The following is a 24,434-nucleotide window of genomic DNA, read 5'->3' as shown; positions in this document are numbered from 1 at the left end:
TTTACCAAACGCCGGATATCACATTATAAATAATTAAATACATATGTCATAGCGTGGTCCTTCTATCCGCATGTCCGAGAAATCCAACATGTCTCGGCGGTCGTTCCTGAAAGCGACCGGTGGGGCGGCATCGGCTGTCGCGGTTACGGGGACAGTGGCGGGTCAAGAGACGACGACGGGCCAAGACGGCGGGCAGGACGGCGGCGCAGAGGGGACACTCAATCTCATCAACACCGGGACGATGAGTACGCTCGACCCCATCAAGGCGACTGACACCGCCTCGGGGACGGTCATCCAGCAGATGTTCGACGCGCTGATGAACTATCCGGACGGCGCGATAGCGGTCGAGACCCAACTCGCGCAGGGGTACGAGCGGTCCGACGACCTCACGACGTACACGTTCAACCTCAAGCAGGGCGCGCAGTTCCACGAGGACTACGGCGAGGTCACCGCGCAGGACCTCATCTACTCGTGGGAGCGGTTGGCCGCTTCCGAGGAGTCTCGACGGGCGTACTTCATCCTCGACTCCATCGGCGTCGCCCACGAAACTGACGGCGACGGTAACTACCAGCCGGGAACACTCGCCCTCGAAGCGGTTGATGACTACACGCTCCGGGTGACGCTCGAAGAACCGTTCCACGCTACGCTCCCGATACTGGCGTACACGTCGTTCGCGGCGCTTCCGGAGGGAATCCTCGGAGACATTCAGGGCTACGATGGCGAGATGGAGTACCAGACCTTCGCCACTGAGAACCCAATCGGTGCCGGGCCGTTCCAGTTCGAAACGTGGCAGCCCAACGACCAAGCGGAGGTTTCGCGGTTCGAGGACTATCACGGGCAGGCCGCGCAGGTGGAGGCGGTCAACTGGCGCATCATCGAGGACGACAACGCCATCTACACTTACGCGATGAATCGGAACGCGGACTACTTCCCGATTCCGACGCCGTTCTACGACCCGAATAAGGTCAGCGTCGAGAACACCGACGATCAGGGCCGCGAGATAGGGACCTACGGGCCGGTCCGGAACGGCGCGACGGTGAACTACCTCGCGGTAGCGACCATCAACGCGTTTTACATCGGCTTCAACACGGATCAGGTCGAGAAACCCGCGCGGCAGGCCGCCGCGTACGCGATGAACCAAGGGCAGGTCATCGACCAGATTTTCAAGGGTCGTGGAGAGGCCGCGTATCATTTCACGCCGCCGAACATCTACCCCGGCGGCCCGGACGCCTACAACCAGCACGCCCAGCAGAACTACCCGTACGGCTACAACCAGACCCAGATCCAGCAGGCCCGACAGGTGATGGAGGAGGCGGGCTACGGCCCGGACAACCAGTACCAGTTTACCTTCACCATCTACTCTGGGTCAGATACGTGGCAACAGACTGCACAGCTCTTGCGCGACCAGTTGGCCAGCGCGCACATCTCGATGAACGTCGAGAGCGCACCGTTCTCGACCCTGCTCCAGCGGGGCCGCGAGGGGAACCTACAGGCCTACTCGCTCGGGTGGGTCATGGACTGGCCCGCGCCTGACAACTTCCTGCAACTGCTCAACCCGCCACAGACCGACACCTCGCAGGACGCGCCCATCTCCTACGTCAACTGGTCGGACACCGAGGCGGCCCAGCGCGCGACCAGCGCCTACGAGCAGGTTCAGGACAACCCCGCGCCGACCGACGAGGCCGAGGCGGCCCGCAACGAGTCGTACATCCAGATGGAGGAAGCTAACTGGGAGGACGTGGTGTTCCTGCCGGTTTATCACGAGACCGACGAGCGGTTCTGGTACGGCAACCTCGACATCTCGGCGTTCGGTGCCGCGGGACCGAGTCGCCAGATGTACAACACGACGAACATAGACTAACCGGCCTGACTGAATTTTTTCGCGGAAGTACGTAAGTGGGGAGGAGTGCTCCCCTAATCGACAATGGTATGCACGGTGTCAGACGCACGCAGCGGCTGGTATGGGGCACCAGCATTTGTACCGAGGAAACCCACCTGCTTTATCTCACTCACTGGGTAATTCACTCAGCCTTTAGTTACTAATATAAAAATACACCGCTGATTTATATTTCCATTTTGGGTGGTTTCTTGTGGAACGGGTAACTACGTATCGCCATGCGCTCCGGTCCCGCTGACCTTCAGAAGTGCCTTCGCACGCGAAGCCACTTTCTGGCTCGTCTCCGCCACCCTCGCCAGAAATGCGAACTGGCCGACGACCTCGAGGAATCGCGCTCGACCATCGACCGCGCGCTCCGCGAACTCGAAACCGCCGGGTTCGTCGAGCGCGCCGACCGCGGCTATCAGACGACGCTGACCGGCGAACTCGCGTTCGAGACGTATCGGCGGTACGTCGCGCGACTCGACGGACTCCTCGCCGCCAGAGACGCGCTCGTGCCCCTGCCCACCGACGCGGCGCTCGACGGCGCGCTCTTCGAGGATGCGACCGTCTCGCTCCCGACGCAGTGTTCGCCCCACGCCCCCGTCGAGTCGTTCGAGGCGCTCCTCCGTGACGCCGACCACGTCCGCGTGTTCGCCACGGCGGTCATCCCGGCGTACGTTGACATCTTCCACGAGCAAGTCGTCGAGGAGGAGATGACCGCCGAGGTCGTCTCCGCGGAGGGCGTCCTCGACTGGATACTCTCTCGCCGGGAGGACCAACTGGTCGCCATCGCCGGGAGCGACGGCGTCACGCTCTCGGAGAGCAGCGCCGACCGGGCCTTCAGCCTCGTGGTCGCCGAGTGCGAGGACGCGAGCGAGAGCGAAGCGTCCGACAATGGCGGCGCGTCCGAGAAGAATGACGATGCGTCCGCGGGCACGCCCGCGGATGCGTCCGCTCGACCGCCTGAAGCAGCGCGAACGTCTCCGGACGCGCCCGAAACGCCAACCGACGACCTCGTACACACGTCCAACGCCTCCGCGTCCGAGCGCCCGCGCGCGAGCGACGCCGACCGCTCGCGCAAGACCCGTGACCCCCATCACCCGACGAAGCGCGTCGGGACGATGATCTACGACGAGGGGCGACTGGCGGGGTTCGTTCACACCGACGCCCGCGCGGCGGTCGCGTGGGGCGAGGCGGTCTTCGACCGCCTCGCCGACGACGCGACGCAGTTGGGCGCGGCCGTCGAGAGTTGAGACGCGTCGAAGGGAAAATCGTACACTGAGACTCCAGTACAACGAGCGAGACGCGACCGACCGTCTCCACGAGCTATTCGACCGACCGCTACAGCGGGGTCCAATCAGTTCTGAGACCTCGGTCGGGAACGTGCCACCGTTGCTGTGCGTCGTGCTCGTCAGCGTTGGCCGTTCGGAGTTCGATGGCCGCATCGACGGCTGGAACGAGCGACTGGACGCGCTCGGTGTCGTAGTCGCTGGGGAGGACGTAATGGGCCATCCCATTGTTGTCCCGGACGTGACCGCCGACCATGTCGAGACAGCGTCGGACCACGCTCTCGCCGTGATGCTCGACCAGCGGCGTGAGCGAGTCGATGCCGACCCGGAGGTCCGCGGGGTCCAGTCCCCCGGAGTGGTGCGCCACGTCCCGAATCGCCTCCGTGAGTCCCGACTGGAGACCGCGCAGGTGCGGGTCGGCCACGCAGGTTTCCCGAATCTCTGCGAGGTCGGACTGTGCGGCGCTCTCGGTGGTGACCGACCGCGGCGTGCCCGCGTGGTTCAACAGGCGCGTCGTCTCGGCCAGCGGCCGCGGGACCGTCTCGGCGTCGGGTAGTCGCTCGGTGACGCTCTGGGTCGTGGCGTCCGTGACCGCAAGCACCCGGTAGCGAAGCATCTCGGGGTCGCCCAGTAGCTGACTGCTCGCGCGGGTGAACACCTCTTGGGGCGCGTCCCCGACCACCAGCAGGGTACAGCCGGTCGCTTTCAACTCGTTCAACACGTTTCGGAACGCGGTCACTTCGCGGTCGGGCGGCCCGTCGTCGGCCCCTCGTGGAGTGGAGCGGTCCGTCGTCATGGCTATTACCATTTCTGACGTTCTCCCCATCCGTTTATAAATTTACCTCCTGATACTTACTGGATATAATGGCCTTCTTTTCTTCTACCAGAAAATATTTCCGTTTCTAGGCTCGCCGGAATCTCTCTTTCCGAATCGTCGCCCGGCCGCTGGCTCACCGCTCTGACGGGGTAGACGAGTTGGGCGACTCGGGCGGGGCGACCACGTCGGCGTCGGTCACGCCCTGCCCGTCGAACTCGGCGACGAACGCGTCGAGTCGGTCGGGGTCGTCCGCACCCGGAAGTCGCCGGTCCGCCGTCAGGCACTCTGCGTTGACGTTCAACCGGTCGCAGACGTGGTCCGCGGTCGCCTCCGCCATCCGCCGGTACGTGGTCAGTTTCCCGCCGACGACGCTCACGAAGTTCTCGATGCCGTCGTCAGTGTGGTCTAACCGGAAGAACCCGCGGGAGATACCTCGGCCGCCTCGCTCGTCCTCGTCTGGCCCGTACAGCGGCCTGACGCCCCACCAAGTGCGAACCGTCGGCGCGTCGGCGACCGGCGGGAGCATGGCGGCACACTCCGCGACGGTCTCCGAGAGTTCCCACTCCTCGGTCGAGTAGTCGTCGGGGTCTTCGACGCCGACGCTGGTGGTTCCGAGAACGACCTCCGAGTCGTGGGGCACGACGATGTCGCCGTCGTCCGGTGCGCGACACCGGTTCAGAACCGGGCCGAGACGGTCGTACTCGACGGATACCATCACTCCCCGCGTCGGTCGCATCTCGACGCTGACACCGGCCATCCCGGCGACTTGTCCGGCCCACGCTCCCGCCGCGTTAACGACGTAGTCCGGTTCGATTTGGGCGTCCACGGTCCCGCCGACCTGCACCGCGGTGATGCGCCCGTCGGCGACGGTAATTCCTTCGACGGGGGCGTGCGGGTGAATCGTCGCCCCGTGGTCGCGGGCGTCGGCCGCGTTGGCCGCGACCAGTCTGGAGGGGTAGACCACGGCGTCGGGAACCTCCATCGCCCGTTCCACGTCCGCCGCGAGGTCCGGGACGGCCGCGCTGGCGGCTTCGGCGTCGAGGGTCTGGGTCGGAATCCCGATTGCCTCGCAGGCGTCGCGCTTCTCCTCGAAGTACGCGGGGTCGTCGTCGGCGAGTTGGACGAACAACCCGCCGGTGTCGCGGATACACTCTCCGGCGATATCGGTGAGAATGCGGTTCTCCTCGATGCACTCCTCGGCCCCGACCGGGTCGGACTCGGCGTAGCGCGCCCCGCTGTGTAACAGGCCGTGGGACCGACCGGAGGTTCCGCCGGTGAGACCGCCCCTCTCGACGAGCGTGACGTTTACCCCGCGAAGCGCGAGGTCGCGGGCGATTCCGGTCCCGGTCGCACCGCCGCCGATGACGAGCGCAGTCGTCTCCATACGGATACTTCGGGCGCGCCTGTAAGTTTTTGACGGCGTCAGAACCCGCGTCGAATCTCGTCGGCGACGCCCGCGCTCGTCTCCGGGGTCGCCCGCGCCGTCGCGCCGACGGCGACGTACTGGCCGAGTTCTTCGTTGAGCCAGTCGGCCGAAATGTCGCGGTCCTCGTCGTACTCGCCCAGTTTCCGGTCGGCGTATTCGAAGGTGCCGACCTCCTCCGAGAGAACGTACTGGCCGAGGTTCGAGTTCCCGCTCGACGCGAGCGCGTCCTCGAACGCCTCGATGGCCGATTCGCGTATCTGCCGTACATCGGAGGCACTTTTGATGGTCGCGTGGTCGCCGTTGGCGACGCGCTCGCGCAGCGACTCGAACCCGCGGGCGCTGACCAACGTCTCGTAGACCGAGAGGACGACCTGCGCACGCTGGCCCGTCGCCTGTTCGTCTTCGAGTCCGTCGGCGTAGTCCAGTTCCCGATACAGCTCGCCCAGCGCGGTGGCGACCGGAGTCCCCTCGATGTCTCGCTCGACGAACGACGACGGCTCTCGGAGGTTGCCGTCCGGGAGGGCCGCCAGACGGTCTTCGAGGGTTCGGACCAGCGACTCCCCGACGGCGGTCATCTCCGACCGAATCGGGCGCGGGTCGGCGAGCGACGATTCGTACCGGTCGTAGAGATATTCGGCGTCGGCCAGCGCGGCCCGCGCTCCTTCGAGCGCCCCCGCACATTCGCCCACCCGTATCGGATTCTCGAGTCCTCGCCCGTATCGCTCGCCCGCGCTCCCGATTCGACGCCCGGCGAAGGCGACCAACTCCTCGATTTTCCCGTGGACTAGCACCGCCCGAATCGGCTCGTCACCGACGTAGCGCCACCGACCGCGAAAGGTCTCGATAGCGTCCCGAGTTCGGGGAATACGCTCTCGAACGTCTGCGAGCGCGAGTCCGGCGTCGATGGCTTCCCACGCCGCCGCGAGCGCTCGGGCGCTCTCGCGGGCCTCGCGGAGACTTTCCATCGCCTCGACTGGCGAGGGCGCGCTGGCAGCGTCGTCGAGCGCCCCAGTCGCCTCCTCGTGCATCTTCGAAATCTCATTCCGAATCGCGCCGTTGGGAATCTCCGTCGTGTCGAACGGCGTCGGAACCGGTTCGAGGCGGTCACGGACCGCCGCAGTCGTCTCGTCCAGTTGCGATTGCTCGACGGTAATCGGTATCCTTTCGGGTACCGTCGGCGGGACCGTCGAGAGTGCGTCACTCAGCGCTTCACCCTCGATTTCCGGCGATTCGTCTTCCCCGGAGAAGACGCCGATATCGCCGACTCCGTTGCACCCCGCCAGCGTCGCCGTTCCGGCGAGCGCGAGGAACCCGCGGCGGGTCGCGCGGCCCGCGTCCGCGGTGGAGCGGTCGCTCGTCATCGGTTCCCCTCCGTCGTGGTCTCGGTGCCGTTCGTCCCGGTTCCGGTACTATTCGTCGCGGTTCCGGTACTATCCGTCGTGGTCCCGGTGCCGTCCGTCGTCCGCTTCGGGCCGAAGTCGGGCCGGTCGGTCGTCGTTTCGTCGTCCGGTCGCCGTCGCGGGCGGCATCCGCTACTACTCCACCCGGACCCGTGGCCCCGAATTGCCTCCGGGTCGAGTGCCTCCGGGATTCGAATCAGCCACGAGACACCGTCCTTCGCCTCGGCGCGACAGGACGTGTCGGGGTCGCGGTAGTAGCTCCCGTAACTGGTGTCGATTTCCGTCTCGGACCATGTGACCGAGCAGAGTTCGAGGGAGTGACACTCTCTGACCGAGTGATACTCGACATAGATTGTCTCTCCGTCGAAGTCGGTGTCCGCGACGAACTGGCGCGCTTCGGCCGCGCCGTCCACGTCGGCGACCCACAACCGGTCGGCGGTCTCGGCCGACGCGACAACTCCGCGGCGTCGCGCGGCGTCCGGTGGTTGGTCACTTGACGGTGCCGTCGTCGTATCTCGTTGGTCCTCGCTCGGTACCAGAACGGTCGGTTCCTCCTCGGACCGTCGGAGGGCGAAGTGGTCCGGTACCGCCCCGGTGGGTCTCCCCGAGGAGTGGTCCGAAACTCTGGTCGCCGTTCTCTCCGTCGAATCGCTACATCCGGCGAAGCCGACGAGGAGGCCGACTGCGCCGTGGAGGAGGTGTCTGCGTGTGCGGGAAACCATGTCCGTAACTGGTCTGCGAGACTTCCTCAATCCTCTGAATCTGCTGTGTCGTTGAAACGTCGGTGGGCAGTCTTTGGCGGACAAACGACGAACCCCTCGATAGCTCGAAATATTTTGAGACGATTGCGGAGTTCGTCACGTCGTCACGCGCTGGACAGACCGCACTGCGACTCAAAAACTCCTACGACCGCGGAAAAGCGCGGGTGGCGACGGGGCTAGCTGACGGCGGGAAGAAGGCGGCGGAGCCGCTGGTCCAGCGGGCGAAGTCGGTGGCGCTCGCGTATCGTTGCCCGATTAGACAGTCGGAGTGCTAGGTGTCGCCTCGGCGTCGAAAAGCGAGAGAATCTGCTCCGAAGCCTCGACGATTTCGGTCTCCGAAGTCTCGCCGCGGAACGAGATTCGGTGTTCTGACCAGTTGAAGTAGAACTTCGCGTCCGGAGTCGCTTCGATTCGGACGTAGCCCGCGTACAGCTTGTGGTTGCTCTCGAAGTACGGTGAAACGATGTCGCTCTCTCGGAGGTCCCCGGAGCCTTGGAAGTGAATCGTATTGACCTCCGCTACGGTTTCATCGCGGAACCAGACCTGCGTGTACGCGTCGGCGAGTCGTTCTCCGAACTCGCTTCGAAATTCGCCGTCGAAGCTCGGCTTCTGCGATTCGGGTTCTTCTGTCTTCCAATCGAGTGCGTGCCGAAGAAGGTTGTAGATGCCACCTGCCCGTTTGTCGGTGTTGACCCGAATTGCGATTACGTCGCTTTCGGGCCGGAATACGGCGACGGCAACGATTTCCGTGCGCTCCTCTCCCTCGACGGTGAAGTGTCGAGAGACGGGCACGTAAAGGAGCGAATCGGTCAGGACCGACCCAGCGATCTGAATCGTTCCGGTCTCGTTATCTGGCGTTTGTTGGTCGTTTAGCGCGATTCGACCGGCGAACTCGTCTAACGGTTCCGTTATCGGTTCCGCGCTCTCGAAGTAATTGACGCGTTGAAATCCACTGATACCGAACTCGGTCCGGAACTTCGACCACTGACTGTCGGGTATCGAATATCGGACTAGCGTTCCGTTGGTTTCTCTGCTCTGTTCGGCGAGTCCCCACTGGAAGGACTCGTGGAGATACGACTTCTCTCGAAGACAGACCTGAGCCTCAGACATTTTTGTAGGCATATAAAATCAGAGAAGAACAATGATAAATCTTCCTTTAGATGGATTAGACAACGGTATCTCTTCGTTATCCTCTGTCGAATGCGGTCAGGGACGAACAGATTCGAAGGAGCGGCGTCGGCGTCGATTCTCGGGGATATCTACGGATGGCTCCCACCGTTTTTTTCTGATTTTTCGTGCCACGACGACAGCGCGGCCGCAAAAATAAGCCCGTCGAGCGTCGTAGCGAGGTGTAAATTAATACCTTTGACATCCTATCCAATTTTTTTCTATGAAATATTTAGAAAATTAGATAGTTGTCGGCGCTCGATACACATTTGTGATGGCAAAAACCGAAAACCTCACCGAATGGCTCGTGAACAACCCGAAGCTGATGGGCGCGCTCTGGGCGATGATGATTCTACTGTCACAGGTCGGAAATGTGGTTGCCCAAGGAGCAGGCTCACGAATCGGACCTTAAAGATTAAGATAATCTTCCGTCCACAGTAACTCGCTGTCAACTATTACTGGCTCTGACCCGTCTTCGAATGTTTCTTGAAACTCGTTGATGGTTACTCGCTCCCCGGTACCTCTTCCTACTGCAACGTGCTGGGGGTCAGTATGGTCAATGTATGTCCGTAATGTGGAGCCGATGTCATAAATTCGAGATGGGTACGAGCATGTTTCTACTGTTATCTCGTTACCACTGATTTCTTCGTCTGACTCTTCTGTGATATGGAAAATAGTTGGAACACCGGTCTCACACTGTGCGAGCGTCACGCCGGGATCACCGAGAACGACGTACTCTCTCCCGAGCGACGTGTGTTCGCGCACGATGGTCATCGCGTGGCCGATGCTGAATCCGTGATGAAACAGTCGCGCCAGCGTCTCCCCGACCTCGACAGCGCCCTCGTTCCAGAGGTCGCCGAGGCTCACGACGGCCGCGCTCGCGCCAGCCTCGATTAGCGAGACGCCTTGGTCGTGCGAGCGACAGCCGTTGAGAAGCACCGTGGTTGCGCCGGTTTCATCAAGGGTATTTGCGTCGAGAATCCCGTCCGAACACTGGAAACCGAGACCGTCGATGTGGCCGACGAAGTGGAACATGTCGGTGTCCTCGGCGAGCAGGTCTCGGAGTCGGGCAGTCGAAACGTCGAACTCGCAGGTGACGCTGGCCCGCAACTCCTCGCGGTCGGCGTAGATTTCGGCGGCCGAGTCCCACTCCTCGCGCATCTGCTCGTCGTTGCAGACCACCGTGATTTCGACCGTACCGTCCTCCGAGGCGGTCGATTCGTGTTCGAATGCCGGTTCGAGCAGTTTGGTTCCCTCAAGCGGCGTCCGGTCGCCTATCCACGCCTGTTCGAGGGCGTTGGTCTCCGGGAGCGAGATGTAGTCCCCCACGTCCGGCACGCCCCGCGCCGCGGCCGCGTCGGCCTCGCTCTCACCGTCGCAATCGCTCTCGTCGTCTCGTTCGTTGTCGGCGTCCGCCACGCCTTCGCAGTGATTTCGCTTGGTCGAGCGCACGCGACTGGCCGTCCGGACGAAGGCGTCCAGCGCATCGCTGGTCTTCTTTTGGGTCTCCGTCGGCGACCACTCCTCCTCGGGTTCGGGCTTGACCTGCACCAGCGAGAGGTCGTTGACGACGTAGGGCAGGAATCGCGCGGCGTCGGGACCGGGGGCGGTCTCGACGTGCGTGACCCGGTGCCACGGCGTCTCGATGGTCTCGTAGGTCTCGTCGGGCACCGCGAGGTACGCCGCGAGTCTGTCGGCGGGCGAGGCCTCGTACAGCGCCTTGAAGTCGAACTCCGCGACGGACTCCAGCGCCGCGCGCTCGTGGAGTTCGTCCGGGTAGAGTCCCTCGGTTCTGGTCACGCAGTCGAGCAGAAAGACGCGCTTGAGAATCTTTTCGACGGACTCGCCGACGGCGGTCACGTCGTCGCCGAGGAATCGGTCGATGCCCGAGTCGGTCGTCAGACGAGCGCTCTCGCCGGGGACGACCGCCGCGCCGAGGTAGTAGGCCAGCGGCGCGACGGTGTAGACGTGACCGTACTCCGCGGGGACCGAGATTTCGATGCCGGTGTCGGGAGTCTCCAGCGCGTCGGGAATCGACAACTCCTCGCCACGCTCGATTCGCGGCGGGTGGCCTCGAAGAGTGGGCCACGCTCGCTCTGGACTGGTCGTCTTCAGCGCCGAGGAGAACGCGGACACCGCTTGCATCATCGCCTCGGGGTCGTCAGGGACCGTAATCGTCGCCGCGGGGGAACTGTGGTACGACCGCGCGCCGACCGTGACGGCGGTCTCCTCGTCGAACTCGATTTCGACGCTATCGTCGCTCGCGTCGATGGTTATCTCGCCGGTCGTCCGCAGGTAGACTTTGAGAGGTGAGTGGAATTCGAGCAGGTACTCGTCGTCGGGGAACTTCCGCGTGGTCGGCAGGTCGATGGACGCCCGATGGTCGCCATCGGGCGTCCGAACCTCCGTCGGAACCATGTAGGGAAAGCGGAGTCGCCCGGCGCGAATCCGGCACGCCGTCGAGACCGGGAAGGCGAACTCGTCGGGGTCGGCGTCGGTCGGGTTCACCGCCGAGTCGGTCAGCACCGAGAAGTGCCGGGTCTCGATGGGATCGACGATATCGAGACCAGTCTCGTCGGACAGCGGACTGAACGTCGGGTGCATAGACATTAGGTGCGGCCTCCTGAACTGTCCGTTTCATATCGGTGACCCGGTAAAAACCCTCGGTCGCGTCGAGGGGCATTGTTCAGATTGATAGTTGAGCGACACCGTTCGACACCGAATTTCTCCAAGATGGAAACAGTATATGAGAGTGATAATTCAGCCGCATGCAGGTGGATACTGAGCTTCATCAGCGGTTCCGGTGTCGCCTCTCGCTCCACAAAATCGAACTCGATCCAGTCGCTACACTCGTTGAGGCGGCTGAATTCTGGCATAGGAGCCAAGAATTCCAACCGCCTCATCCTTCAATCCATATCTGAACAGTTCCAATACGGTATTTCATTTGCATTTTATCCAAAGTGTGCTCTGCACTAATATTATTCAATTAACATATATGCCTGCCGTCTATCTTCTCCTTCCATGACGGATCCTGTTGAAGAAGTACGATGGACAGACGCTGAACTAGATAAGCATCGTCAGATTGCTGAAAATAATTTCATCGAACAGCGAATGGAACAGGGTGTAGAAGACTATCTTGAGGTCTATCATCAAAAAGAATCTGCTGTGCGTAAGTTCTTCGAGCGAACGGACGATCTACGGAACTTATCCGGTGACCTCTTCGTTCGGAACCCGGACTTCACTACGCCTGCTCGTCACGTTACTGCACCACCGATTAGTCAAGACGACCTTGATACTATCGTTGGTGAAAATATTTCAAAGCGAAAGACCATCCCACGCGACGCGGCTGATGAGGGAGTATGGGTCATTGAACAACTGATTGACCCTGAACGGTTCCCCTGGATCGAAGACGAGAGACCCCCGACAGACGAAGAACGGGAGATTGCAATCAAAGCAACTGCTGGCATTTGGGCAGTTAAACGAACGCAGACGAATCGTAGAAATGACCCCGCACAAGAACAGGAAGAGCACATCTTGGAGACGTTGAAATCCGCTGGGCTACGAGAGAAAAGCATTACGCGAATTCAGTCACGAGAGGAACTGGATCAACTTCCGGCAGGGTGTGTTGCACACCAAGTCTATGTACGGAGTTCAGAGGCAGATATCACGGTGAGGCTACAGGACGGACGTCTTCTAGCAATCGAAGGGAAAGTGTCTAACAGTAGCCTGAATAGCATCAAGAGATTGATTCACGAAGTTGGTGACAAAGCGAGTAATTGGAGAGAAGAATTCGGCGATAATGTCGTCCCAGCTGCTGTACTTTCAGGTGTTTACGACCGAAAACACCTGAAGGAAGCCCAAAACGACCGAGATATCCTCATCTTCTGGGAGCATAATCTAGATTCACTCGTCAATTTCGTGGAACAGACCACATAGAATCAAACGAAGAACTATCGGAGAATCTGCTCTAAGTAGGCGTCAATCTCAGCAACTACCGATTCGGGGTCGGACTCGCCACTTCGAGCAGATTCTCGAAGATGATCAAATAACTGAGCGAGGTCTGTAACTGTTTCAGGGTCTAGTTCACGAGGGTCAAGCACCGGAACGGTTTCGAGTTCATTTGGTTCGATTTTATCCATCCCCGTACTGTAGGTTCGACCGCTCCGTCGCACGACCTCGTCGGCAAATCCACTATTCAAGTACGCTAACAACGCCTTCAACTCAGAATCTTCCAGATTCACATCTTCGTAGATTGCATGTAAGTTATTCAGGCTTCTTGCACAGGTTTCGTTCAGGATAAATCGGCATCCGCCACGAGACATATACGTCACGAGAATCGGTGCTGGATCACGACGGTCAACGACATACCACGGATTACGGTTTTGCGCTAAGTAGCTGTCGTCAGCCTGCACGTCGTCGCTTACCCCGTACTTTAGATACTCGACGACGTTCGGGTTCGAGTGCGGGTTCGGATTCTCTTCTACCGAGGTATCGCCCGTGTATTCGCTTAGACGAGCGTTTCCCTCTGTCTCTCGCTGTTTCTGATACTCTGTCCAATCCCAATCGAGATCTTCGAGATGGTACAACAACCAGACTTCATCACCCTCCTTGCGTTGGCGGTTCCAGTCTTCTTCCTGGTAGTCTAAATACGGAACGCTCCGGGAGTTCCGGATTAGTGGTGACAGATACTCTTCTTCGAGTTCCCATTCCTCAACATCTTCCTGAGTCAAGCAGAAGTAGGAGTTCGCTCCCGTGGCAATCCCACGATTCACCGTTGCGAGTTCCGTCAACGGTGTCAACTGGCCCGTTTCGATATCTAGCGGATCAAATAACTCAGTCCACTTGTCCTCAGCCTCCAATTGGTCTTGCTGTACGACATTCACGAACCCCCACTCAGTTTTGCCTTCAATGCTATCTGTAATCGCGTTCGACAATACCTCTTTTCCGGGGTAGTCATCGACGCGGATGAACCGCGTCAATTCGTCGGACCCTCCATCGCTCTCCCGTTCGAGGAAACTCACGAGACTCGTCGTCATCGCTTCATCGAATACCGAACTCTCGTCTCGGTCGAACAGAACGAGTGCTTTGATGTCGTACTCGTCTATTAAATACTGTTTCAGCGACTCTCCGTACCCCGTTTCCAGAAATTCGCTCGGAGTGATAAACGAGGCACGACCATCCGGTTTCAGGAACTTGGCTGCGTGGTAGTAGAAGTACGCGTACATCGTCGACAACGCACTCACATCTCGCCCGAGTTCCGCTTCGACCTGTGAGTTGATTTGGGTCTTGTACTCGCCAGATAGTTCGTGATGACGCGTGTACGGTGGATTTGAAATGACGCCGTCGACTTCTCGGTCCAAATCGTCCGGTGTAAGATTCAGAAAGTCGCCAGCACGGAGATTATGAGGGCCACCTGGATCAAGTAGGTGTAGCGAGGTGGCACCCATTACGAGCGCCAGTTCGTTCAGGTCCGCGCCATGAATTTCGTCAAGCGTCACCGAATCGGATTTGCTTCGCTTTTGTCGGTAGGTCGCTGTAGATAGTGCTCCGGCACCCATCCCTGGATCAAGTACCTGTTCATCACCTGTCGGTGTAATCCACGCTGCCATCAGGTCCGCAATCGCCGTCGGCGTCCGAAATTGGCCTAACTTCCTTCGGGACTCCTGCGGAGTTAGCGATTCGAAGAGGCCGCCAATTTCCTCTGCAGGTTCATCGACGGCTATTAGCCGGTATCGAGCCTCGACCAAGTCGGCAAGTTCAGTGCGCTCTACAGTCCAAGCGACTTCGTCTAGAACGTACTCGCCGAACGCCGGGTCATCCGTCGTTTCTTCCGCAGTTTGGAACGCCTCTCTGAGGTTCGAATCTAATTCGGGGAGGCGATCACACTGGTGGTACTGTTCGTATATAGTAGCCTTCAGCAGCACGTTGAACGCTGCTTGACGAGCGACGACCACTAGCGGCTCGTCAAGACGGTCAAGCCCTTGTAGCTCGCACCACTCATCTACCTCGCTGTGGATTTCCGGAGGGACCCCTTCATCGAGTTGCTGGTAGATCTTCTTGGCAGCAGCCTCGATAGTCGTTTCGAGGGTGACGGGGGTACTCATTCGTCAGTCGTCTTGTCTTCTTCCCAGTCGTCGAGAATACGATTAATGAGGTCATCGAAAGACTCGTCCATATTCCCGTGAGATTTGAGGCGCTCGTGGGTTTCTTCGTATATTTTGATGTTTTTGTAGTCCGGCATTGGTCCGTTGGGGACTAGTTCGACTGAGGCCCACAATGTATCTTGTCCATCGTTTGTGTGCTGAGTGTGCTGAGCAAACTCCATATTCTAGAGACACCGTATGTTTTCAAGGCTAGAAAAGGTTTCCATCGATACAGCTATGAAATAGATTGATAGAGGGCGGCTGGCTGTACCCCGTCGCTCGATGTCTCGACGACCACGCCCGAGGGCCCGGTCCACTCCACCGCGGTCAGCAAGGACGACATCGAGGTCCGCTACTACGACTCCGACGCCGAGACCGTGTACGTCGAGCAGGTTCTCACGGGCCTGCCGGAGCGAGGGGGACGTGTTGTTGGTTCGGCCGAGACTCGTACAACGGTCATTGCGTCACGGTCTACGCGTATCGGACCGCTGGGCATGGCGGGTGGAACCTCCCGCGGGTGTACTGTCCGGGAAGAACCGCCAGCAACACCTCGACCAACTACTCGCCGTCCGAGGGAAGGTTGTCGGCACCGACCCCGTGTTGCCGTTCGCCGAGGTTGCGGCCTTCCAGTGCACCCATGACAACTGTGGCGCGATTACCTATGCCGAGCAGCCTATGGAAGTGTGGTCCCACCGTACGCCTGCGAGGAGTGCGAGCGGAAGAGACAAGAATCCCAGTAACAATTTTTCGGGAACACCCATGTACTCCTCCTTCTTGAACTTCAGCATAACGCGAATGCAACCCGGCGAGGAGATCACGTTCACGATCAAAAATAAAATTGAGATGGCTGGAGAAGGCTGGGATAGCAACGGAATAGAACACACGATTGTTGCTCCAGACGAAGACCCTGCAGACGATTCGGGCGGCTAAGAATGTCAACGATAATTACGTCGCCACCGGGGTCGGTAAACGGCGAAGGCCTTCGTTTTCGGATGCCTTCCGCAAGGCACAGTTCATCCCAATCTTAACACGACCCGTCGGACGACCCAACTCGCTTACCCGTCGTCGCTCTCGCCGACTGCGCCGTCCCGATCATCCTCGCCGTCTCCATCATCTACTCGCTCCATCTCGACCGACCCCGCGGGCACGCGATATCGCCGGAGGAGTCGCTTGGACGCGTCGGCGGCGTCCACGCTTCGGTCAACGGCGTAGGCCGAGTACGTCAGTTCCTCTCGGGTCACGTCCACGACGGCGTAGCCCCAGTGACTGCTGTCGAACCACTCGACGTGCGGGTTCTCCGCCCGGAGCGCGCTGACGAGCGTGTCGGTTCCCGTGTCGGGCAACTGCCCGCTCGCCACGAGGTTGTCGCTACTGACTGCGGGAGCCATGAACTCGACGCCGACGCGCTCGCCGCGGTCTCCCTCTCCGTCGCCCCTGCCGCTCCCCTCCGCAGTCAACTCGTAGCTAGTCAGCAGATAGCCCGCGAGATAGCTGTGCATGTCGCCGGTCAGCGCGACGACGTTCTCGGCGTCGGCGTCCGCGAGACTCGACAGGACGCGCTCGCGCTCGGTTCGATAGCCGTCCCACGCGTCGGCGTTGACCGTGATGCGCCCGTCCTCAAGAAACCGGAACGCGGTCGCCAGCACCTCGTTGCCCCAGAGTTTCCACCGGGCGTTCGAGTCGGTCACGCCCTCCGTGAGCCACCGCCACTGGTCCTCGCCGAGCATCGTCCGGCCGGGGTCCTCGACGGCGGTTTCGACCGGCACGGCGACGGTCTTCTCGTCCGCGCCCGGCGGGTTCGAGCGGTACAGTCGCTCGTCGGTCACGAACAGGTCCGCGAGGTCGCCGAACTCGAACGACCGATAGAGCCGGAAGTTCTCCCGGATGGCGTCGGGAGCGAGTTCTTCGCCGGACGGTTCGTATCGTGCTCGGACCGGGACGTACTCGGTGTAGGCCCGAATCCCGCTGACGTACAACTGGCGCATGAACTCCGGGTCGTCGCCGCGCGGGTGTTTCTCGGTCGCTGGCGCGTCGGCGTCGTAGTCCCACCACCTGTCGCCGACGATTTCGTGGTCGTCCCAGGTGTGAATTAGGGTGTGATTGCGGAGCGCGCGCCGGAGCAGTTGGTCTGAGCGATACCGCCGGTAGAGATACCGGAAGTCGGCGAGTCCGTGGGCCTTCTCGTTTCCGGTCGGGAGGTCGAGCGACCGGTCGCCGACGCCGTCGCCGCCCTCCTCATAAATGAAGTCTCCGAGGTGGACCAGAAAGTCAACGTCCTCGTCGGCGATGCGGGCGAACGCGCCGAAGTAGCCGTGGAGGTAGTGGTTGCACGAGGCCACCGCGAGACTGAGCGAGTCGGGACTCGCGCCCGGTTTCGGGAGCGTCCGACACCACCCGACTTCGCTGGCCGCGCCGTCGTAGACGAATCGGTAGGCGTAGCGCCTGTCCGCGCTCAACTCGCCGTCCACGTCCACCGTCGCGGTGTAATCGCGGTCCGGGCCGACCCGCTCGGCCGGGACTTCGCCGCGGTAGACGGCGTTTTCGAACGCCTCGCTCTCGGCGACTTCGACGCCGAGTCTCGTCTCCTCCGAGTACGCGTCGGGGTCGAGTCGCGTCCAGAGCAGGACGCCGCTTGGTGTCGGCCCACCGCTGGCGACCGAGTGGGGAAAGACCGACCGCGCCTGCTCGCGGTTGATTTCGAAGCCGTCGGTTCCGTCGAGCGAGTCCGGAACGAGTCGCGGGACCGTGGCGTCGGCCGCAGCGAGCGCCGACAGCGTGGTCCCGAGCGTGGCCGCGCTCGCCGCTTTCAACACGTCGCGCCGCGTCCTCTGTCGCTCTGACACGCACGTTTCCACGCTATCGGCGCGCATATAGCTGCGGGCTAGCACACCTACCCTCCGCTCCGGATGTGTTAATTATTATCACCTAACCGTATTATTTATGTACTGGTCCCCTCATGGCCCTTATATGGAACGCGCACTCGCCGTCGTTGATGCCGAGGAGTCCACGAAGGCGTTGGTCCGCGAGGCGGGGGAAATCGCCGCCGCCGTGGACGCCGAACTGGTATTGCTCCACGTCACGACCAACGACGAGTACGAGAAGACCCGCCAAACGATGGAGTCGATTCCGACCGACGCAACCGGCTACTCCGCCGAGAAGGCCCGCGAAGGAGCCGAGAACTTCGCGGCCGACGTGGGCCGCGAGGTGCTGGAGGGCATCGATGTCGAGTGGGACGCGGTCGGCGCGCTCGGCGACGAGCAGAGCGAAATCCTCGACGCCGCCGAGGAACGCGACTGCGACCACCTGTTTATCGCGGGCGAGAAGCGCTCGCCCACCGGCAAGGCGCTGTTCGGCGACCTGACCCAGTCGATTATCCTCAACTTCGGTGGCCCGGTGACGGTCGTGACGGAGTAGAGTCGGGGTTTGGCTTTGTGTTCTTTCTGGGTATAGTCGTGCCGAGCCGCGTCTGTGGACTCGGTAGCGGAAGTGGCGAGTCGTCGGAGCTAGCTTCAGGCGTGAGCAACTCATAACGCACAGCACCGCCCACGACGGCTACGTCCTCCCCACGCGCCGAGAAGTCCGCAAAATCGACCGCTACCCACCGAACGCCCCACTTGCTCGGAGGCCAACGACTTTCCCCACAGCCCCCGAATAGCCGGTCATGAGCCTCTACGAGCGGGTCGCGGACCTGCCTTTGACCGTCGAGGGCGTCGCGTACGAGCGCCGCGAGCGCGAGACGACCAAGTTCACCCGCGCGACCACACTCGTCTCGCTGTCGGGCGATGGCGAGGTCGGGACGGGCGAGGACGTGACTTACGACGCCGAACTGCATCCCATCCCCGATGAGTTCGACCTCGCTGGCGAGTACACTCTCGACTCGTTTTCGACTGAAATCGGGCGTCTCGACCTCTTTCCCGACGAGCGCGATGTTGACGACCACTTCCGGCACTACCGGCGGTGGGCCGTCGAGAGCGCGGCGCTCGACCTCGCGCTCCGGCAGGCCGACACCGACCTCGGCGCGTTGGTCGGCCGCGAGTACGACCCCGTGCGGTTCGTCGTCAGTCCCGTCCTCGGCGACCCGCCGAGCGCCGACCGAATCCGCGCGTGGCACGACCGGGACCCCGACTTGGAGTTCAAACTCGACGCCGACGAGGGGTGGACCGACGACCTGCTCGCAGACCTCTCGGGCGAGGGCGTCCGCGTGGTGGACTTCAAGGCCTACTACGAGGATAGCGAGGTCGCGGGGGAGCGCGGATGCCGACCTCTATCGGCGAGTCGCCGAGGCGTTCCCCGACGCGATTCTGGAGGACCCCGCGTGGACCGACGAGACGGCCGAAGCCCTCGCCGACGCCCGCAATCCCGTCTCGTGGGACTACCCGATAACTGGCGTCGGGAGCGTCCGCGACCTGCCCATCGACCCCGATTGGCTGAACATCAAGCCCTCGCGGTTCGGGTCGGTCGAGTCGTTGCTCGACACTATCGAGTTCTGCGAAGCGAACGGGATTCAGATGTATGGCGGCGGCCAGTTCGAACTCGACGCGGGGCGTCGCCACCTCCATTTGCTCGCGTCGCTGTTCTACCCTGACTGGCCAAACGACGTGGCTCCGACCGCGTACAACGACTCCGAAGCACCCGAGAATCTGCCGCCGAGTCCTCTCGCTATCGGGGACGTTCGCGGATTCAGGTGACTGGCCGGTCGCTCCCGATTCTCTCCTGTGGCTCGGCCCTCTTTTTACGTCGTCGAAATCTCGAAGCGGGCGCCGCCCGTCTCGCTCTCGCAGACGCGGACGTTCCACTCGTGGGCGTCCACGATGCTACTGACGATAGAGAGACCCAGTCCCGACCCGTCCTCGGCGGTCGTGTGGCCGTGTTCGAAGACCTTCTCGCGCTCTTCGGCGGGGATGCCCGGCCCGTCGTCGGCGACGTAGAACCCGTTCGAGCTATCGAACGCGGTGTGTGACTCCTCGGAACTGGGGTCCGGAATTGACTCCTCGCAGGGCGTGACGCCGTCGCCCAACCGGCCGACTGAGACGGTCACGTCGTCGCCCGCGTGTTCGACCGCGTCGTCGTCCGCAGGACGACTGCTCGTGGAGCCGTGCTCCACGGCGTTTCGAAACAGGTTCTCGAACAGTTCCTTCAAGCGCCCCTCGTCGGCCTCGATTTCGCCGAGACCGTCGCCCACGTCGATGGTCGCACCGCCGGTCGAGACCGTGCCCCACGAGTGTCTGACGATGGTTTCGAGGTCCAGCGTCTCGGTCTCGCTCACGTCTTGGCCCTGCCGGGCGAGTTTCAGCAGGTCCTCGATGAGCGACTCCATCCGTTCGAGCGCCGACACGGTCTTCTCGAAATGTTTCTCGTCGCCGGTCTCGCGGGCGAGGTCGAGGTGGCCCTGCGCGACGTTGAGCGGATTCCGCAGGTCGTGGCTGACGACACTGGCGAACTCCTTGAGACGCTCGTTCTGGCGCTCGACCTTCTGCTTGCGCTTTCGACGCTCGGTTACGTCGCGCGCCGACCCGAGGTGGGCCTTCCGGCCGTCGTAAGAGATTGCCTGCACGCTCAACTCGACGTAGCGTATCTTACCCTCCTGGGACCGGATGCGCAACTGGTAGTGGGGCGAGTCTCCCTCGGACTCGCGGCGCTTGATGAGTTCCCGAACGCGGTCGCGGTCGTCCTCGTGGACGACGTTCCAGATGGGCATTCCGAGCAGCTCCTCTTCGCTGTACCCCGTCATCTCCGAGACGCGGTCGTTGACGAACCGGAACTGCTTGCCACTGTGGATGAAGATGGCGTCGTGGCTTCCCTCTACCAGCGTCCGGTATTTCTCCTCGCTCTCGCGGAGCGCCGACTGGGAGTCGATGCGCGAGATGACCGCCGTGACGTGACTCATCAGCACCTCGGCGAGTTCGAGGTCGTCCTCGTCGAAGGCCATCGCCTCGCGGGACCCGGCCTGAAAGACGCCGTAGTCGCCGAGAGGCACGCTGAGGATGGACCGGTACTGCTCTTGGACCGGGTCGGCCTCGTTCATCGTCCGAACGTCCTGAATCAGAAACGATTCGCCGTTCTGGAACGTCCGCCCGGCGAGTCCCTTGTCGGCCTCCAGCGCGTCGTAGCCGTCGTTTGGCATCTCGGTCGAGGTCGCTTTCGGAACGAGATACCCCTCCTCCACTACGTCGATACCGCAGATATCGAACTCCAAAATCCCCTCTGCGGCGTCCACGCCGAGGCGGTAGACCTCCGCCTCGCTGGTACAGGTCTCCATTTCGGAGGCAATCTCGTGCAACTCCTCTATCTTCCGTTTCTCTTCTCGTAACTGTTCGGTCATGCTCGTTTTTGGGTCTCTGCCGGACCTTCTCGCCCGCGCTCCGGTCCGCCCTCCGTTCGCATTCGTCTGATTACTCGTCTACTGCGGTCAAAATAAGTTTCCCCATGCCGCTGGCTGTAGGTTCGTCGGGACTCCCACTCGCCCGACTCCGCGTCGGTCGTCCAACATGCGTCGATGCCAGCGGGAACACCCCGCGGCGGAGCGGTTCGTATCCTTCCGGCCACTGCCCAGTTAATCCAACCCATGTCGCGGTCTCTGTACCGCGATATTATGTCCCACACCTAAAAATACGTGTCATTTGCGCCGCGGCGACGCCACCGTTCGCGTATTTCGTCGGCGATGACCTGAATCGCCCCGCACTCGTCGGAGAGTTCCGACGCCGAACTACCAGACCATCTGTCCGTCATCGGTCACGGTCCCGACGTAGAGCAGGTGGGCGTACGGCACGAACGCGATGAACTCGCCGCTCTCGTCGAAGAGTTCGACGCCGTAGTCGCCTTCCTCGTAGTCCTCGCACTCTATCTGTTCGCCGTCGGTGATCTGTGCTTTGAACATCGCCGATATATTGGCAACGCCGTCGGGCAAATGGTTGTCGGCGAACCGCGAGACGACTTCCCCGTCGCCGACCGTTTTTTGCTCCGGGACGCGACCCGGTTTCCATGACCGACGAAGTCGAGCGAGCGCAGGCCCGCGAGCGCGCCGCGGAACTGCTTGCGGACGCGGGCATCGTCCTTATAGACGACGAGCGTGACAGGATGGAAGTCGTAGAGTATGGTCTCGCCGACCTCGAAGCGGTCGGGGGACCGAAATCGTCGTCTACGTCAACGACGACCGCCACTGCGCGAAGGAACTCGTCCTGTTCCCCGGCCCGAAAATCGACCGGATGGCAGGGAGTTGCTGACTTTCTCGACTCATCCCCGAACCCTCGCCACCACCCTGTCCCCGACCCACAGCGCGCCGAACGCGATGGCGGTCAGCGCGAAGTGATTGCCGACCAGACTCGTCACGATGCCGATAGAGTAGGCCGCGCTGTCCAGTTCCAGCGTCGGGAGGGTCCCCCAGTGCCACTGCAACGCATACCACGCCGTGAGCGCGCCCGCGCCGAGGTGCGGGGCGTGTCGAACGCCCGCCGTGGCCACGCTCGACCCCTCGAACTCCCGGAAGGCGTCAGCCCGGAAGATGAAGGGCACGTAGAGGAAGACGAGGGCGTAGACGAAACTCGACCCGAGGACGCTCTCGGCGCCCTGCGCGTACTGGCCGACGATGACGAGGACGACGGAGACGACCAGCGTGACGAACGAGTACATGAAGACGGCGTAGCCAAACACCAACAGGTACGCGCCGTGGCGTCGCGCTCGCTCGGTACACCGGTAGGAGTTCCGGACCGCCACTGACGACGTGAGCAGAAAGAGGAGCAGTATCGCGCCGACCGACCCGGTCGTCGCTCCGGTCTCGGCCGCGGCCTGCTGGAACCTGATGAGGTACACCGAGAGCGCGCCGAAGATGCCGATGACAGTGAACAGTTGGTGGTTCGACTCCAGAAACTCCTCTATCGACGGCGGTCGCTCGTCGGTTTCGTCACCGTGTACCTGCGCGGCGAGTTCGCCCCAGCGACCCATGGGTAGACGACCCTAATCGGCGTGCATAAACCCGGCGTAACCGGGATAGTACAGGTCAGCTACGGTATCTGTAGCCGTTCCGGGACGAATACTGAGCGATTAGTCCGACGAGGCTTCGGCCGAACTCGTGGCCGGTTCGGACTCCGAGTCGGCGGAGTCCGCGGAGTCGGCGTTCGATTCGGGGTCCTCGCCCCGAAGCAGTCGCTCGGCCCGGTCGCGGTCCTCGGGATAGCCCACGTCAACGCGCCAACCGTCCATCCGGATGGCGTCGATGGTGCGGCCGCTCTGGATGAGCAGGTCGATGGCCTCGCTGATTTCGTACTCGCCGCGATTCGACGGTTGGACGAGATGACACGCGTGGAAGATGGCGGGCGTGAACGTGTAAAAGCCCGTCATCACGAGATTGCTCGGCGGGTCCTCGGGCTTTTCCACCACATCGGTAATCTCGCCGTAGTCGTTCGTGTCACAGACCCCGTAGCGGTCGGCCTCCTCGTAGGGCACCTCCTCGGTCAGGAACGCCGCGTCCGCCCGGTCTTCCTGTTGTCGCTTCTTCACGTCGCCGAGATTCGCGTCGAAAACGTTGTCACCGAGCATCAGCATGAAGTCGTCCTCGATGTGTTCCTCAACGGTGAGCAAGGCGTGTGCGAGACCTTTCTGCTCGCGCTGGTGAGAGTACGTGATGGGCACGCCCTCGAACTCGTCGTCGTAGTGTTCGATGATGTCCTGCTTGCGGTAACCCACCACGACCACGAACTCGTCGGCCCCCAATTCGGCCAACTGCTCGAAGCAATGGGTGAGGATTGGCTTCCCGTCGATTTCGACCATTCCCTTGGGCTTGTCGTCGGTCAGCGGCCGGAGGCGAGTGCCCTTTCCGGCGGCTAAAATAACGGCTTTCATGTTCCCATCCCCCACGGACACGTCCACTCGGTATTAGAAAAAATCCTTGGCCAATTTGAATGCCCTAACGAACGGCAAAATCATGGTTGTAAATACCTAACTCGGGCGTCGCCCGAAGGACTAAGCCGTCATATTCCTAACCAACCTGCATGTGGCCTTGGGGGCACCTCGCGGTCGGCTATCTGTTGTACTCGTTTTTCGTCCACGCGAGCGCCCGGCGCGCACCTGACGGGTACGCGACCGTCGCGCTCGCGCTCGGGACCCAGTTTCCGGACCTCGTGGACAAACCGCTCGCGTGGACGTTCGGCGTCCTTCCGAACGGGCGGTCGCTGGCCCACTCGCTGGTACTCGCGCTCGTTTTGCTCGCGCTACTCGTCGTTCTGTTCCGGCGACTCGACCGCGGGACCATGGCGACGGCGTTCGCCGTCGGCTACTTTTCGCACCTGTTCGGCGACGCGCTCGACCCACTTCTCGCGGGCGATTTCTACTCGCTGGGATTTCTCGCGTGGCCGCTGGTCGCGCCGATACAGTACGAGACCGAACAGAGCTTCGTGGCGCACCTACAGGAACTCTCTCCGGCGGCACTCGTCAGCGACGAGGGCCTGTTCGCGCTCCTGATGGTCGTTCTCTGGCTCTACGACGGTGCACCCGGACTCCGCGTCGTCGCGGCGATTCCCCAGTGGGTCGGTCGCCGTCTGTCGGTCTGACCGGCTG

General features: G+C 61.8%; 20 protein-coding genes and 2 pseudogenes. 8 read left to right on the top strand and 14 right to left on the bottom strand.

Annotated elements, in window-relative coordinates:
* Positions 1 to 70 precede the first annotated feature (70 nt).
* Positions 71 to 1,861, top strand: coding sequence for an ABC transporter substrate-binding protein (locus EP007_RS16075; RefSeq protein ID WP_128478781.1), 1,791 nt, complete (start codon positions 71 to 73; stop codon positions 1,859 to 1,861).
* Positions 1,862 to 2,115: 254 nt separating this feature from the next.
* Complete coding sequence (locus EP007_RS16070) at positions 2,116 to 3,132, top strand: helix-turn-helix transcriptional regulator (RefSeq protein ID WP_128478780.1); 1,017 nt, start codon at positions 2,116 to 2,118, stop codon at positions 3,130 to 3,132.
* A gap of 88 nt (positions 3,133 to 3,220) precedes the next feature.
* Here the strand turns inward: EP007_RS16070 and EP007_RS16065 are convergent, their stop codons facing one another.
* The 5 genes from EP007_RS16065 to EP007_RS16045 form a co-directional block, all read right to left on the bottom strand.
* Positions 3,221 to 3,976 carry a DUF7504 family protein gene (locus EP007_RS16065; protein WP_128478779.1) on the bottom strand — a complete coding sequence of 252 codons (756 nt, stop codon included), beginning with the start codon at positions 3,974 to 3,976 and terminating at the stop codon, positions 3,221 to 3,223.
* Between the two features lie 142 nt (positions 3,977 to 4,118).
* Positions 4,119 to 5,369, bottom strand: a complete 1,251-nt coding sequence (locus EP007_RS16060; RefSeq protein ID WP_128478778.1) for an FAD-dependent oxidoreductase — start codon at positions 5,367 to 5,369, stop codon at positions 4,119 to 4,121.
* A gap of 38 nt (positions 5,370 to 5,407) precedes the next feature.
* Complete coding sequence (locus EP007_RS16055) at positions 5,408 to 6,772, bottom strand: hypothetical protein (protein WP_128478777.1); 1,365 nt, start codon at positions 6,770 to 6,772, stop codon at positions 5,408 to 5,410.
* Positions 6,769 to 7,533 (bottom strand): hypothetical protein, encoded by a 765-nt coding sequence (locus EP007_RS16050; protein ID WP_208023616.1) that lies wholly within the window; start codon positions 7,531 to 7,533, stop codon positions 6,769 to 6,771. Before EP007_RS16050 ends, EP007_RS16055 begins: the two co-directional genes overlap by 4 nt.
* Positions 7,534 to 7,827: 294 nt before the next feature.
* The gene (locus tag EP007_RS16045; RefSeq protein ID WP_128478776.1) at positions 7,828 to 8,682 is read right to left on the bottom strand and encodes a hypothetical protein; all 855 of its coding nucleotides are present in this window, start codon (positions 8,680 to 8,682) and stop codon (positions 7,828 to 7,830) included.
* A 331-nt stretch (positions 8,683 to 9,013) separates the two neighbouring features.
* Between EP007_RS16045 and EP007_RS17680 the strand changes: the two genes are divergently transcribed.
* On the top strand, positions 9,014 to 9,151 hold the full coding sequence (locus EP007_RS17680) for a DUF7503 family protein (protein WP_166035680.1): 138 nt from the start codon (positions 9,014 to 9,016) through the stop codon (positions 9,149 to 9,151).
* On the opposite strand, the gene EP007_RS16040 is transcribed toward EP007_RS17680, so the two are convergent.
* Both EP007_RS16040 and EP007_RS18020 read right to left on the bottom strand, forming a co-directional pair.
* Positions 9,148 to 11,349, bottom strand: coding sequence for a hypothetical protein (locus EP007_RS16040; RefSeq protein ID WP_128478775.1), 2,202 nt, complete (start codon positions 11,347 to 11,349; stop codon positions 9,148 to 9,150). The two genes, EP007_RS17680 and EP007_RS16040, sit on opposite strands and share 4 nt — an antisense overlap.
* Positions 11,350 to 11,429: 80 nt before the next feature.
* A pseudogene (locus EP007_RS18020) lies at positions 11,430 to 11,615 on the bottom strand (IS6 family transposase); the annotation flags it as partial.
* 145 nt (positions 11,616 to 11,760) lie between these two features.
* Between EP007_RS18020 and EP007_RS16035 the strand changes: the two are divergent.
* Positions 11,761 to 12,675: a XamI family restriction endonuclease gene (locus tag EP007_RS16035; protein WP_128478774.1), complete on the top strand. Its 915-nt coding sequence runs from the start codon at positions 11,761 to 11,763 to the stop codon at positions 12,673 to 12,675.
* Between the two features lie 14 nt (positions 12,676 to 12,689).
* Here EP007_RS16035 and EP007_RS16030 read toward each other — a convergent pair whose 3' ends face one another.
* Both EP007_RS16030 and EP007_RS18375 read right to left on the bottom strand, forming a co-directional pair.
* A complete protein-coding gene (locus tag EP007_RS16030; protein WP_128478773.1) occupies positions 12,690 to 14,843 on the bottom strand; it encodes an HsdM family class I SAM-dependent methyltransferase in 2,154 nt (717 codons plus the stop codon).
* A complete protein-coding gene (locus EP007_RS18375; RefSeq protein ID WP_449405022.1) occupies positions 14,840 to 14,980 on the bottom strand; it encodes a DUF7557 family protein in 141 nt (46 codons plus the stop codon). Before EP007_RS18375 ends, EP007_RS16030 begins: the two co-directional genes overlap by 4 nt.
* A 403-nt stretch (positions 14,981 to 15,383) precedes the next feature.
* Here EP007_RS18375 and EP007_RS16020 point away from each other — a divergent pair, with 403 nt between their 5' ends.
* On the top strand, positions 15,384 to 15,812 hold the full coding sequence (locus tag EP007_RS16020; RefSeq protein ID WP_128478771.1) for a hypothetical protein: 429 nt from the start codon (positions 15,384 to 15,386) through the stop codon (positions 15,810 to 15,812).
* A gap of 125 nt (positions 15,813 to 15,937) precedes the next feature.
* Here the strand turns inward: EP007_RS16020 and EP007_RS16015 are convergent, their stop codons facing one another.
* Entirely contained in the window at positions 15,938 to 17,725 is a 1,788-nt protein-coding gene (locus EP007_RS16015; protein ID WP_166035678.1) for an alkaline phosphatase D family protein, read from the bottom strand.
* A 124-nt stretch (positions 17,726 to 17,849) separates the two neighbouring features.
* Here EP007_RS16015 and EP007_RS16010 point away from each other — a divergent pair, with 124 nt between their 5' ends.
* Complete coding sequence (locus EP007_RS16010; protein WP_128478769.1) at positions 17,850 to 18,296, top strand: universal stress protein; 447 nt, start codon at positions 17,850 to 17,852, stop codon at positions 18,294 to 18,296.
* 247 nt (positions 18,297 to 18,543) lie between these two features.
* Positions 18,544 to 19,570 (top strand): annotated as a pseudogene (locus tag EP007_RS16005) (hypothetical protein).
* A gap of 44 nt (positions 19,571 to 19,614) precedes the next feature.
* Here EP007_RS16005 and EP007_RS16000 read toward each other — a convergent pair.
* From EP007_RS16000 to aglF, 4 genes are all read right to left on the bottom strand, one after another.
* The gene (locus EP007_RS16000) at positions 19,615 to 21,204 is read right to left on the bottom strand and encodes a PAS domain S-box protein (protein WP_243700493.1); all 1,590 of its coding nucleotides are present in this window, start codon (positions 21,202 to 21,204) and stop codon (positions 19,615 to 19,617) included.
* Positions 21,205 to 21,588: 384 nt separating this feature from the next.
* Positions 21,589 to 21,759 carry a hypothetical protein gene (locus EP007_RS17675; RefSeq protein ID WP_166035676.1) on the bottom strand — a complete coding sequence of 57 codons (171 nt, stop codon included), beginning with the start codon at positions 21,757 to 21,759 and terminating at the stop codon, positions 21,589 to 21,591.
* A 356-nt stretch (positions 21,760 to 22,115) separates the two neighbouring features.
* Complete coding sequence (locus EP007_RS15995; protein ID WP_128478768.1) at positions 22,116 to 22,823, bottom strand: hypothetical protein; 708 nt, start codon at positions 22,821 to 22,823, stop codon at positions 22,116 to 22,118.
* A gap of 99 nt (positions 22,824 to 22,922) precedes the next feature.
* On the bottom strand, positions 22,923 to 23,720 hold the full coding sequence (gene aglF / locus EP007_RS15990) for a UTP--glucose-1-phosphate uridylyltransferase AglF (RefSeq protein WP_128478767.1): 798 nt from the start codon (positions 23,718 to 23,720) through the stop codon (positions 22,923 to 22,925).
* Between the two features lie 149 nt (positions 23,721 to 23,869).
* On the opposite strand from aglF, the gene EP007_RS15985 reads away from it, so the two are divergent.
* Complete coding sequence (locus EP007_RS15985) at positions 23,870 to 24,427, top strand: metal-dependent hydrolase (RefSeq protein ID WP_128478766.1); 558 nt, start codon at positions 23,870 to 23,872, stop codon at positions 24,425 to 24,427.
* Positions 24,428 to 24,434 lie beyond the last annotated feature (7 nt).

This window comes from Halorussus pelagicus, from assembly GCF_004087835.1.
Lineage (GTDB): Archaea > Halobacteriota > Halobacteria > Halobacteriales > Haladaptataceae > Halorussus > Halorussus pelagicus.
The sequence above is the reverse complement of the archived record's forward strand: the minus strand, read 5'-3'. Positions and strand labels throughout refer to the sequence as shown.